9 protein-coding genes are annotated in these 12,314 nt (G+C 61.1%); all 9 read left to right on the forward strand.

Features of this window, described 5'->3' with window-relative positions:
• Positions 1–11: 11 nt before the first annotated feature.
• From FJQ55_RS18580 to FJQ55_RS18620, 9 genes are read left to right on the forward strand one after another with little or no spacing between them, the layout of a single operon-like run.
• Positions 12–1,133, forward strand: coding sequence for an HlyD family secretion protein (locus tag FJQ55_RS18580; protein WP_140830697.1), 1,122 nt, complete (start codon positions 12–14; stop codon positions 1,131–1,133).
• 56 nt (positions 1,134–1,189) lie between these two features.
• Entirely contained in the window at positions 1,190–2,602 is a 1,413-nt protein-coding gene (locus FJQ55_RS18585) for a mannose-1-phosphate guanylyltransferase (RefSeq protein ID WP_140830699.1), read from the forward strand.
• A gap of 9 nt (positions 2,603–2,611) precedes the next feature.
• Positions 2,612–4,132, forward strand: a complete 1,521-nt coding sequence (locus tag FJQ55_RS18590; RefSeq protein WP_140830700.1) for a right-handed parallel beta-helix repeat-containing protein — start codon at positions 2,612–2,614, stop codon at positions 4,130–4,132.
• Positions 4,133–4,135: 3 nt separating this feature from the next.
• Positions 4,136–5,584, forward strand: coding sequence for an MBOAT family O-acyltransferase (locus tag FJQ55_RS18595; protein WP_140830702.1), 1,449 nt, complete (start codon positions 4,136–4,138; stop codon positions 5,582–5,584).
• A gap of 13 nt (positions 5,585–5,597) precedes the next feature.
• Entirely contained in the window at positions 5,598–6,743 is a 1,146-nt protein-coding gene (locus tag FJQ55_RS18600) for an alginate O-acetyltransferase (protein WP_140830704.1), read from the forward strand.
• Positions 6,736–7,521, forward strand: a complete 786-nt coding sequence (locus FJQ55_RS18605) for a hypothetical protein (RefSeq protein WP_246085190.1) — start codon at positions 6,736–6,738, stop codon at positions 7,519–7,521. The genes FJQ55_RS18600 and FJQ55_RS18605 overlap by 8 nt, the downstream gene beginning before the upstream one ends.
• Complete coding sequence (locus FJQ55_RS18610; RefSeq protein WP_140830706.1) at positions 7,518–8,903, forward strand: alginate O-acetyltransferase AlgX-related protein; 1,386 nt, start codon at positions 7,518–7,520, stop codon at positions 8,901–8,903. Before FJQ55_RS18605 ends, FJQ55_RS18610 begins: the two co-directional genes overlap by 4 nt.
• Positions 8,900–9,535, forward strand: a complete 636-nt coding sequence (locus FJQ55_RS18615; protein ID WP_140830708.1) for an alginate O-acetyltransferase AlgF — start codon at positions 8,900–8,902, stop codon at positions 9,533–9,535. Before FJQ55_RS18610 ends, FJQ55_RS18615 begins: the two co-directional genes overlap by 4 nt.
• Positions 9,536–9,564: 29 nt before the next feature.
• Positions 9,565–12,312: a tetratricopeptide repeat protein gene (locus FJQ55_RS18620; RefSeq protein ID WP_140830709.1), complete on the forward strand. Its 2,748-nt coding sequence runs from the start codon at positions 9,565–9,567 to the stop codon at positions 12,310–12,312.
• The last annotated feature ends 2 nt before the right edge of the window (positions 12,313–12,314 follow it).

Consider the following 12,314-nt stretch of genomic DNA (forward strand, 5'->3'; position numbering starts at 1 on the left):
AGATCGAGATCATGGACATCGATACGAAAGCCGCCCGCGACCCCGCTTCCAAGCCTCTTGCGCAGCAGCCCAGCAATTTCCCGGTCCTGCTGGACAATGGAACCGAGCACCCGAAGACCAATATTCCCTTCGCCGCCATCATCGACGGGCGTCATTTCAGCGGCCAGAGCATCTCGCTTGTCTCGGCTACGGTCTCCGGCCTGGCCGGCCCCGAGCTTGAGGGGAAGGAACGTATCGCTGTCCTTCGTTTCGATTTCGACGGCTATACCGTCTCCCTGCAAGTCGATGTCCGCATCAATCGCACCCATGCGGAAACCGGCGAATTGCGCCTCGATTTCCTGGAACCAACCGGCGAGCATCTGCCGACGCTCCGCTACCTTTTGAACAGCTACATCGCGGGCGACATCACCTCGCTCGACGGCATCATCAGCCTGCGCGAACGGGCAGCCGTCGCAGGTGGCAAAAAGCAGACCGGCCCAGCCACCTTGGGCAACTTCATCGGCCGCACGGTGAAGGTGGTAGCGACAGTCGCGCTCAGCCTGACGCTCGCTGTCGTTGCCGCCAAGCTGGTCTACGAACGGGTCTTTTCCAAGGAAGTGCAGCAACTGGCCGTCCTCTCCACCGGAGGCCAGGCCCTTCGAGCCGTAGCGAGCGGCCAGATCTCCTATCTCAACCTCGGCGCCAAGCGCGGCGAAGTTCTCTACACGCTGCAGTCGATCTCGGGCACCACACTCAGCATCAATATGCCCTGCGACTGCAAGGTACTGCCGATGAATGCCGGTGAAGGCTCGACGGTCATGGCCGGCGACACCATCGTCGAAATCATCGACCGGGCAACCGCTCCGGTGGTTCAGGCCGTCGTGACCTCAGAGCAGGCAAAACAGCTGGTCGCCGGCGACATCGCCGAACTCAGCCTTGCTGACGGCCAGGTGGCTTTCGGCACGCTCGCCCGTGACGCTCAGGCACTGAAGCCGGTCGGCAACCAGGGTGAGGTCAGAGCCCTGATCGCCCCCCAGGCCGATCTCGGTGAGGCGGCCATCGGTGCGCCGGTCTCAGTCCGCATCATCAACAAGCACATCTTCGCCGTAAGGCAGAAGGTCGCTCAGTGGTTCGACACCAAGTCGACAAACTGATCGGCCCGTCGAGGCAGACTATCCGCAATCACTCCAACGAGTTTTCAGGAGCAGCCATGCAAGACGTTCACCCACTCATTCTCTGCGGCGGCATCGGCACGAGGTTATGGCCTCTTTCGCGGACGGAGCATCCCAAGCAGTTCCAGCGCATCGACGGCAATTCGGAAACGACGTTTTTCCACGCCACCGTCGAACGCCACCGCGCCCCCGGTTTCGCCGACCCGATCGTTGCTGTCAGCAGCGCCCATGTCGCGACCGTCCTGCAGCAGCTGGACGATATCAAATGCTCGGCGCGCGTCATTGCGGAGCCGATCTCCCGCAACACCGGCCCCGCCGTTCTTGCGGCAGCGCTGACGCTCGCCAAGACCGATCCGGCCTCGCTGATCTGCGTCATCCCCTCTGACCACATCGTCAAGGGTGACCTGCCGGCCAACGTCCTGGCTGCCCGCAAGGCGGCAGAGCAAGGCCATATCGTGCTCTTCGGCGTCCCCCCGGAATATCCGGAAACCGGCTACGGCTACATCGTCGACGGTGGCGAACTGGAAGAGCTGACCTGCGCCCGCAAGGTCTCGAGCTTCATCGAAAAACCACCGGTCGAAGTCGCGACCGCGTTGATTGATGCCGGCGGTGCCTATTGGGCCTCTGGCATCAGCCTCTTCAGGGCCGATGTGCTTATCGAGGAATTCAAGCGTCTCGACCCGACCACCTATGATGCGGTCAAGTCCTCGCTGGAGCTCGCCCGCCAGTCGGAATACGCCATCTATCTGAATGCCGAGGCGCTGATCCCGGCAGCCAATCTGCCGACCGAATCCATCGTGTTCGAACACTCCCCGCGCACCGTGATCGCGCCACTGCTTGTTGCCTGGAGCGATGTCGGAGCATGGAACGCGCTGCACCACATTGCCGAGAAGGATGACGAGGGCAACGTGCTGAGCGGCGACGTGATCAGCATCGACACCCGCAATTCCTATGTCCGCGCCTCCGGCAAGCTGGTCGCGGTCGTGGGCATGGACGACGTGGTCGTTGTCGATACCGATGACGCGCTTCTGATCACCACCCGTGACAAGGCTCAGCAGGTCAAGCAGATCGTCAAGAAGCTCGAAACGATCAAACGCCGCGAGCTCGCACAGCACATGCGCAACCAGATGTCCTGGGGCGAAGTTCGCCGCGTCCAGAGCGGCCCCGGCTATGAGCTGCGGATGATGACCCTGCGTCCCGGCACCATGCTTCCCATGACCGAAAACCCGGTGGCGCACCGCATGGTAACGGTTACCGCCGGTTCTGGACTGCTGAAGACCGGCGCTGTGACCCGGCCCCTGCGTGTGGGTGACAATTTCGAAGTCGCCGCAGGCCATAACGCCGTCATCTATTGCGGCCCGGAAGTCGAAATGCAGCTGGTCGAAGTGGTTTGCGAGGTCGCCGAGGAAACCGTCGACGCTCCGGTCGCTCTGCAACTCGTCCATAGCTGAGGAAAACCGATGCGAAAGGGCCTTCCCATTCTCCTGGCGCTCATGATGGCGTCGACCGCTGTCGGCGCCCGCGCCGAAAGCATCGGGCACGCGGATCTCGCGCGTCTCAACGAGACGGTGGGCGCGATCGGTCGTCGTCTGGCCGATCCGGATGCCCGCAAGTCAGACGCGAGTTCGCTTCTGAATGGTCGTCTGGCCGGCATCGGCGCCAAGAGGCAATGGCAGGCTCCGACCTTCGACACCCTCGCGGGAAAGCCGACGCTGCACACGATACCGGTTGATTTCATGCTGGCGCAATTGCGCCTGCAGACCGGGGGCAAGTTTGCCCCAAATGCCCACAAGGCGATCGCGAACGGAGCAGCGCCTGCGCTCTTCATTCGCGGTGGCGCCATGTCGCTCGATGAACTGGCGAAGCTGGCCGCCGAACAGCATCCGGGCGCCATCGAGCGGCGGGGTGATGCCTTTATCGCACATTGGCCGATCGTCATCTGGTCTGATGCTGGTCTCGTTCTGAGCGAAGGTCAGCAACTGGAACTGTCTACCGGCGAAGGCGCATTCGTGCTAAATTCCGGGCTCTTCACCATCGACCGGGCAAGCCTGAGCTCGACCCCGGAGAAGAATACCATCCTGCCCGAATTCCGGCCCTTTCTCGCAACGGCGATGACCGGCGCTGTTCAGGCCCGCGAAGCGCGCTTCTCCAATCTCGGCTATGGCGAGACAGGCGTAACAAGCGGTCTTTCTATCATCGGAGCGGCGCTTTACCCCGCGAAGATGCGCTCAAGCTTCAGCGACAGTAGCTTCGTCGGGCTAAACTCCATGAGCCTCGAAAATGCCCGCGACATCGCCATCGTCGGCAATCGTTTCCAGGACATGCTGGGGCCAGCCATCGCCATGAGCGGTGTCACGAACAGCCAGATCCTCGGCAATGTGATGATGGGCACCAAAATGGCGCAGGCTATCGACGTGCAGAACCGCACCTCTGACGTCGAGATCATCGGCAATGTGGTTCTCAACAATCGCGGCAGCGGCATCTTTGTTGCGAATGAAACCAGCGATGTGACCATCGAGTCGAACCTTCTCTCGGGCAACGGCCGCGGGGGCGTCTCCGTCGTGCGCAGCGCCTGCATCGACATCTCCCACAATGTCATTGTTTCCAATGCCCAGGTCGGCATCAAGATCCGGGCAAGCGATGCGCTCAGCCTCTCCGGCAACGATCTGATCGCCAATGCCGGCGCGGGTATCTCGGTCATCGACCAGCAGAAAGACTCGCTGATATCCGTGGCAGACAACGCCTTCTCGGCCAACAAATCCGGCCTCTATGGCGGTTCCGCCAGCGAAGTGGCGCTGAATGCCAATGATTTCGCCGGCCAGTCACCCATCCTGCTCGACGGCGAATTCGCCAGTTACGTGCCGGAACTTCTCCGCATGTCCTCCTCGCCCGAGGGTGCGCCACAAGCTTTCACCATCCACCCCAACGCAACGTCGACAACCGGGCGCGCGTCCCGGCCCGACTGCAAGACTGGGAGCTAGTTCATGGTCTTCTCCTCCGAGACTTTCCTCTTCCTCTTTTTACCCTTGTTCCTGTCGGCCTATTACCTGACGCCGGAACGCCTGCGGTCATGGACGATCCTCATCGGCTCCTACATCTTCTACTGCTGGTGGCGCGCCGACTTCCTGCTGCTTTTCATCGCCGTCACAGCCTGGGCCTATGGCTGCGGCCTGTTGATCGATCGATGGGAAGGCCAGGCCCGCGCCAAGACGACGCTCGTCATCGGCGTCATCGGCTGCCTGATCGTGCTCGGCATCTTCAAGTACCTGAACTTCTTCATGGACAGTTTCGCGGCTCTGATCGGCACGACGCCGGAAGAGCTCGGTTACCACTGGCAACTGATCCTGCCGATCGGCGTATCCTTCTACGTCTTTCACGCCATCGGCTACATCGTCGACGTCTACCGCAAGGATACGCCGGCAACGCGCAGCTTCGTCGACTTCGCCGCCTTCATGGCCCTCTTCCCGCACATGATCGCCGGCCCGGTGCTGCGCTTCCGCGACCTGACCGACCAGTTCATCAAGCGCGAGCATTCGCTGCCGATCTTCACGTCCGGCCTCTACATCTTCACCATCGGTCTCGCCAAGAAGGTGCTGATCGCCGACACAGTCGCCCCGATTGCTGATCAGGCCTTCTCAATGGCCAATCCGACGGCCGTCGAATCCTGGCTCGGCGCCATCGCCTACATGCTGCAGCTCTATTTCGACTTCTCCGGCTATTCCGACATGGCGATCGGTCTGGCGCTTATGATGGGCTTCCGCTTCAAGCAGAATTTCAACACGCCCTATCTCAGCCTGTCGATCACCGAATTCTGGCAGCGCTGGCACATCAGCCTCTCTACCTGGCTGCGCGACTATCTCTACATCCCGCTCGGCGGCAATCGCAAAGGCTCCGCCCGCACCTATGTGAACCTCTTCCTGGTGATGCTGCTGGGTGGCCTCTGGCATGGTGCTGCTTGGACCTACGTTATCTGGGGTGCCTGGCACGGTGGCTGGCTGGCGGTCGAACGCTACACCGGCTGGGCCAAGAAGGCACCGCCGCGCCTGATTTCCCTGCCGTTCACCCTGCTGCTGGTACTGATCGGCTGGGTAATGTTCCGGGCGGCAAGTGTCGAGGGAGCGTTTACGGTCTATGGCGGCATGCTTGGTCTGAACGGGATCGCGCCCGGCATCGAATTCCTGGCCAACGTCACCCGCGAAAACATTCTCTTCCTGGTCCTGGCGATCCTCGCAGTCTGCGGCGAGCCCTATTTCAAGAAGCTGACCGATGCCGAAATCTCGGCGGAAGCGCACGGCTTCGAGGTGACCGGCAACGGCATCGCCGTCGCCCGCCCCTCGCTCGCCTATCCGATCGCCATGAGCCTGCTTCTCGTGGTCACGGTCGCCCGGCTTTCCGAGCAATCGGTCTCGCCCTTCCTCTACTTCCAGTTCTGACGGGAGATTGAACATGGCCAACCTTCGCCAGCATACCGCAACCCTGCTGCTACCGACGGTCTTCTTCGGTTACGCGATCTATGCCAACTCGACCATGCTCTTCGCCCCACCGGCGGATGCTAAGGGAGGCAAGATCAACGATCTGTCGCTCTCCTATGTTATTGACGGCGAGGCGACCCGGGATCTCGACGCGCTCTACAAGAGTGAACTGCCGCACCGCGATCCCGCCGTCGGCGTGATCGGCAATGCCCGCTATGCATTGCTCAATTCCGGCCGCAAGGGCGTTATCGTCGGCGACGAGGGCTGGTTCTTCACTGGCGAAGAGTTCAAGCGCGTAAAGCCCGCCGACATCGACAGCGCCGTCGCGAAGATCGACGAAGTCAGGGCAAAGCTGGCAGAAGCCGGCGTCCAGTTGGTCATGGTCCCGCTGCCGGCAAAGTCCGACGTTTATGCCGAGCACCTGCCGGAAGTCATGCGTTCCGACGCAATGCAAGTCGCCTATTCGGACTTCTCAACTGCCTTGAAGGCAAAGGGTATGACTGTTGTCGATACCCGGGAAGCCATGCTTGCCGCCAAGCCGTTCGGCGAGCTCTTCCTGAAGTCCGACACGCACTGGACACCCACCGGTGCAAAGATTACCGCCGAGGCCGTCCAGTCGACGATACAGAAATCCGGAATCTCGCTGCCGTCCGCAACGGTTACGGAAAGCTGGGAGGCACCGGTCGACATATGGGGTGACTTGACCACCTACATCACCTCGCCGGCATATGCGCCGCGTGTTGGTCTCAAGCAGGAGAACATCCCGATCTACCGCACGGCGGTAAACGCTGATGCAGCCGGCGCTGATCTATTCGGCACGGAGACGAAAGTCCCGGTCATGCTGGTCGGCACCAGCTACAGCGCCAATGAAAACTGGTCCTTCGTCGATTTCCTGCGCCAGTCGCTGACAGCTGATGTGGTCAATGTCGCGAAAGAGGGCCTGGGTCCTGGTGTGCCGATGATGGATCTTCTCGCAGGCACGGCGCTTGAAGATACCCAGCCGGACGTTGTCGTCTGGGAGTTCCCCATTCGCTACCTCGGCACGTCGACCCTGTGGGAGCGCAAGGGCCAGAGTGGTGGCGGCGGCCATCACGGCGGCGTGGGAGACAGCAATGTCTGATCGCGCCCAGAAACGCCCGTTCCGCAGCACCATGCTCCTGGCCTTGTTTGGCGGCCTGCTCGTCGCAGCCGCTCCGGCAGAAGCGGTCACACCTTTGTTTCCGTCGAAAAAGATCGAAAAGGTGAAGCCGGTCCGGAAGAAGACCATGGGTCCTGCCTCGCATCTGCCGCTCGCGCTGCAGGCGACGCGCAAGAACCTGCTCGCTGGAAAGCGCGTGACCTATCGACAGCTCCAGGCGCTGGCCGATGCCGGTGATGGCGTCGGCGCCTTCAAGCTAGCGGAACGGATCCAGAGCCAGGGCAATCCGAAGCTGGCCTCCGATGCGCTCCACTATTATTCGCTCGCTGCCTTCGACGGTCGTGGCTACGCCGTGCGTCACATGTTGAACATCCTGGCCGACGACCAGGTGCAATTGTCGCCATCGCATCTGTCAAGCGCCGAGGCCGCACTTCGAAGCCAGGCCAAGAAGGGAAACGAGATCGCTGTCGAGGGGCTCATCAAGTTCTACAGCCAGGGCCGCCCTTTTGGTGAAAAGCGTGGCGAACTGGAAGCGCTGCTCGCGTCCGGCGCCGGCAAGAAGAACGGCGACACCGCCTTTCGCATGGCAGTGATGCTGCTGTCCCAACCCAGCCGAACGCCTGAACAGACCGAGCAGGCCGCCCGCTATCTCGGCATCGCCCGCGACAAGGGCAGCGTCGGAATGAAGGCAGCAGCGAGCAATCTGCTTGCGCAACTGACTGAGCCGGCCACCGGCACCAACGCGGAGGTTCAACAATGACCAGAACACGCAAAAACGCCTATCTCTTCGGCACGGCCCTGTCCGTGCTGAGCCTCGGCATGTCGATTGATGCTTTCGCAGCCAGTCTCGAAACAACGGGCAAGGAAGCCGGGACCGTCGAATCCGGTTTCGGTTGCAGCGGGTTGGAAGACGTGTCCGAACTCCAGATGATCGAGGGCAAGGATGGCATGTTCTTCCGTATCCTCGCCGACATGCGCTTGCAGCACGCCTTCACCGACCAGACGGTGGACCATCTGGCAGCTATGGCGAAGGCGCTTGAAAAGAGCGGCACGACGCTGATCTATGTCCCGCTCCCGACCAAATCGCAGGTTCTGCCAGAACTGGTTCCGGCCCGCGCCTCGCTCTACGGCTTCGACGCCAACATTGCTGCTGAAATCTACGACGACGTCGTGCGCCGCCTGGAGGCCAAGGGCGTCGCATCAGTAGATATCGCTACACCGATGCGGCAGAACAACAAGAACCAGTTCGGCGAGTACGCCTTCTTCCAGGCCGACTTCCACTGGACTGCTCATGGCGCCGGCATCGCGGCAAAGGCGATCGCTGACAAGATGAAAGCGCTTCCGGCCTATGAAGGTATCAAGCCGGTGGGCTTCACCATGCAGGAGATCAAGCCAGAGCCGGAATTTTCCAGCATGCGCGAACTGCTGCAAAAGCACTGCATATCAAATGTCCCGACGGTAACGGCCCACGCTTATGAAGCGGTGCGCGAAGAGGCGAGCGCCGATGCCGGCTCCATGGATATCTTCGGCGGCGGTGACGAGGCCACCATTGCCCTGATCGGCACCAGTTACTCCGATAAGCCGATCAGCAATTTTGCCGGCTATCTCGAACACTGGACCGGCATCCCGGTCGACAACTATTCGATATCGGGCGGCAACCAGTTCGGCTCGATCCTCTCCTACATCACCTCGCGTGAATTCCAGGAGCAGCGTCCGCGCTTCATGATCTGGGAAAACCCGATCTACAACAATCTCGGCCAGTATGGAGCAGCTCCCTGGGCTGAGATTGTCGCAGCATCGCTCGGCGACTGCGGTAAGACCTTGGACGTCAAACCGGTAGACGAAAAGACCGTGGCCGGCGACCTGTCATCGCTGAAGCTCTCCGGCGACGACGTTCTGCTCGCCGATATCGGCAGCGATGTCAGCCGAAACGTCACCTTCACCTTCACCGGCGCGGACGGCACCGTCCGCACGCGCTCCATGGAACGCGGCGATCGCTTGCGGGCGACCGGTCGCTACTTCCTCTCACTTGGCGGGATCCCGGCTGATGCATTCGGCAAGGTTTCCGTCTCATTCGATGCCCCGGTCGGCGATACGACCGCCCTTTCGGTCTGCAAGACCAAAACAGGAGAACAATCATGAAGACCTTCAACACCTCCGTCCTGGCTCTCGCTTCGATTGCAACGACGCTCGCCTTCGGCGCGCCCGCATCTGCTGACGATGGCGGACTCTATGCCAAGCCCCTGGATCCGAACTCGGCCTTCGTCCGTGTTATTGCCCCCGGCGCGTCGAGTGCCACCGTCAGCTCCAGCTCGTTCAACCAGCTTTCCGACGGCGTCTCCCCTTATGTCGCTGTTGCCCCCGGTGACATTCCGGTCACCGCCAGCGGTGGCCAGGGCAGCGTCAAGGCGGCAGCCGGCAAGTTCTACTCCGCCATCCTCACCGACAGCGGTCTTGTCACCATCGAGGACGACATGACCAAGAACCCGTCCAAGGCGACGCTCAGCCTCTACAATCTGACAGAAAAGGCCGACATCGATCTTTTCGTACCGCAGGCTGGCGCCGAAGCAGTCTCCGACGTGGATAGCGGTGCTTCGAAGTCCGTGGCGCTCCGAGCCCCGCTGAATGTCGATCTCGTCGTACGCGAGGGGGACAAGGAGATCGCCAAGCTCGACAAGATCGAGTTCAAGCGGCTCGCCGGGGTCACCGTCGTCGTCACAGGCACAGGCGACAAGGTCGATGCCGTCGCCGTGCCCAGCACCATTTCTCGCTAATTCGTAAAGACAGGTTCCGGAGGTTTATCATGACGATTGCAAGACTGGCGAAATCGCTGCTGATGGCAGGCGTGATGACGATAACCGCCGGAACGCCTGGGAGAAGTGAGCCCATCGACGTCCGGTTCACGCCGCCGGACGTCGCACTACCAAAGGCGCCGATCTGCAGCGCGCCCGTGCGCGATGAGGACATGATCGCCGACTGGACCGCATGGGATCGCAAAAAGCTTCCCAAGCGGGAAGTCTACACCATCACGCGAGACATGAACCGGTTGCGCGACGTCGACGCCCGCCGCTTCGAACCGATCATCACGCGCGTCCAGGAACTGCTGCCGACGGTCAAGCCCAGCTATGGCGAGAAGGACGCCCTGTTCGACAAGGTCAAGCTGATGATCGCCATGGGACAGAGTGACCAGGTGAGCAAAGATGGTCTGGTGCAGAAGCTGCTGGACATGGGCGGCCACCCCGCCGGGTCACTGAACACGCTGGCTGATCTCCTAATTGACGGAAAAGGCATCGCCGCAGACCGCAAGGCAGGCCTGAAGCTGAAGGTCGAAGCTGCTTATGGCGGAAATTCCGACGCGATTCTTGACCTTGCCCGGATGAGCAAGGACGGCGAACAGATCGAAGGCTGGCAAATTGAGCCGGAACTAGCCGTCAACATGGCGTTCGGCACGCTTGTTGGGGTACTCGACGAAGGGATCTGCGATCGCATCGGCCGCGTTGCGCGCGAATATGACGGTGGCGAGATCGTCGTTCAGGACCCGAGCCTGAGCCTGGCCTGGTATCGCTTCGCCGCCGACCTTGGCGATACGACTGCCGCCTGGAAAGTGGCGGAATACAATCTTCTCAGCGAGAAGGTCGTCAAGGACAACGATGTTCTCGTCAAGTATCTGAAGATGGCGGCTGATGGCGGCAACATGTCCGCGATCCTGGAAATGGGTCGTCTCTATGCCGAAGGTGCACTTGTGCCGCAGGACCGGAAGAAGGCCTTTGCCTACTTCCAGGCCGCGGAAAAGCAGGGGAACCAAGCCGGCCTGATCAAGCAGGCGCAGTTGCTGGAGCAGACAAAAGATACTTCGCCGAAGGATGCGGCAGCCTATGAGGAACTCCTGCACAAGCTGATCGACCGGGATGATCCTCCAGCCTGGGCTTTCACCCGCCTTGCCCGCGTCATCCAGGCACGGGACGGTCTTTGGAAATCGGCGTCCGCCGTCCGCCCGCTTCTTGAGGAAGCGGTAAAGCGCGGCGATATCGAAGGCGGCATCGACCTTGCCGAACTTCTCGTGCGAACGGATCTGAAGCCGGCAACGATTGCCCGTTCTGCCGATCTGCTCACCAACGCGACCCATATCAACGGCGACATCAATGCCATTGCCAAGCTCCAGCGCGTCTACCTCTGCGTCGACCCGGCCGGCCCCGATTTCGCGTCGGCCGACTACTGGGCCAACATCGAGGCGGGCGCCGGCAACAAGACGCTGGACCTCGCCCCCGACCAGATCGACCAGTTGCCCGCCCTGAAGGATCCGCTCGTCATTGCCGCGATCCAGACCCAGGCGCTCTACGGTCGCGCGAGTGCGCTGGCGCTCTATCAGCGTTACCTGAAGGGTGCCGGCTATTCCGATCAGGTTCTGAAATTCTGGGCAGAACGCGCCGAAGTTCGTCGTGGCGCGACCGTCGAGGCTGCCCTGCTCGAGTTCAAGCAAAACCTCGAAAAGGGGCAGGTCAACGAAGCAAGACGAACGATCCAGATGTCCGGTGAAGGCATGACGGTGGATGCCGGACTGAGTTTTGCCCGCTTCCTCGTCAAGAATTATTCGAACGATGCGGAAAGCATGGAACTTGCCCGCGAAATCCTCGCTCCTCTTGCCGAAAGCGGCTCGGGCCGTGCGGTTAAACTGCTCGAGGAGGTCAGTGGGTCAGATCTCAATCCACTGTCCTCGCCGCTCGATAACTATGCCGAAATCATGCGGGACCGCGGCGACATGGCCGCCCAGCTTCTGCTTGCGGAAAACGCCAAGAGCGATGCCGACCGCAAGCTCTACTATGACCGGGCGATCAGCACGCAGCGTTGCGACTACGACGACAGCATGGCGCTGGCGGAGTTCGCTCTGCGTCACGAGCCTGAGGACACCCAGCATTGGTTGAACATCGCCTCGCACATTGCCGGTGACGATTCCTGGCGCAAGGTGAAAATCGGCGACATGTATATGGCACTGAAGACGCCGGAAACGGAGAACACCGCCCTCAAACTCTATGCCGAAGCGCGTGAGGGTGGCGAAGCCGCAGCCTTCTACCGCCTCGTCAAACACTACGCCGACAATACCGGCAAGGCTTACGATCCGAACAAAGCGAGCGACATCTTCGTTGATCTGGTGGCCCGTTCCGAGCCGGAAACGGTAACAGACAAGCTGGTCATGCTGTCGAACATGAAGCCCGAAATCCGCCGCATCGTCTCGCAGCGCATCGACATCAAGGATCTCTATCGCAAATCGGCTGAACTCGGCCAACCAGTTGCCATGCGAGAATTGGCAAAAATCCTGCGTGACGACCCGAAGGACAGCAAGGCCGTATTTGCGTCGTTCGATTGGCTGAAAAAAGCCGCGGAAGCAGGAGACGGTGAGGCCATGTTCCTCCTGTCGCAGGCCTATGCCTACGGCTCGGGAACGAAGCCGGCACTGGATGCCGCACAACACTGGATGGCCAAGGCCGCAGAGGCTGGCTATCCGCAGGCAGCCTACGTGCTGAAGCTCAACAAGTCAGGAACGGAGGGTTGATC

Source organism: Rhizobium glycinendophyticum (assembly GCF_006443685.1).
Classification (GTDB): domain Bacteria; phylum Pseudomonadota; class Alphaproteobacteria; order Rhizobiales; family Rhizobiaceae; genus Allorhizobium; species Allorhizobium glycinendophyticum.

Excerpts from the sequence above, each read along its gene's own strand:
- FJQ55_RS18585 (WP_140830699.1), top strand. The coding sequence starts at position 1,190 with ATGCAAGACGTTCACCCACTCATTCTCTGCGGCGGCATCGGCACGAGG.
- FJQ55_RS18590 (WP_140830700.1), top strand. The coding sequence starts at position 2,612 with ATGCGAAAGGGCCTTCCCATTCTCCTGGCGCTCATGATGGCGTCGACC.
- FJQ55_RS18610 (WP_140830706.1), top strand. The coding sequence starts at position 7,518 with ATGACCAGAACACGCAAAAACGCCTATCTCTTCGGCACGGCCCTGTCC.
- FJQ55_RS18605 (WP_246085190.1), top strand. The coding sequence starts at position 6,736 with ATGTCTGATCGCGCCCAGAAACGCCCGTTCCGCAGCACCATGCTCCTG.
- FJQ55_RS18620 (WP_140830709.1), top strand. The coding sequence starts at position 9,565 with ATGACGATTGCAAGACTGGCGAAATCGCTGCTGATGGCAGGCGTGATG.
- FJQ55_RS18580 (WP_140830697.1), top strand. The coding sequence starts at position 12 with ATGGACATCGATACGAAAGCCGCCCGCGACCCCGCTTCCAAGCCTCTT.
- FJQ55_RS18615 (WP_140830708.1), top strand. The coding sequence starts at position 8,900 with ATGAAGACCTTCAACACCTCCGTCCTGGCTCTCGCTTCGATTGCAACG.
- FJQ55_RS18600 (WP_140830704.1), top strand. The coding sequence starts at position 5,598 with ATGGCCAACCTTCGCCAGCATACCGCAACCCTGCTGCTACCGACGGTC.
- FJQ55_RS18595 (WP_140830702.1), top strand. The coding sequence starts at position 4,136 with ATGGTCTTCTCCTCCGAGACTTTCCTCTTCCTCTTTTTACCCTTGTTC.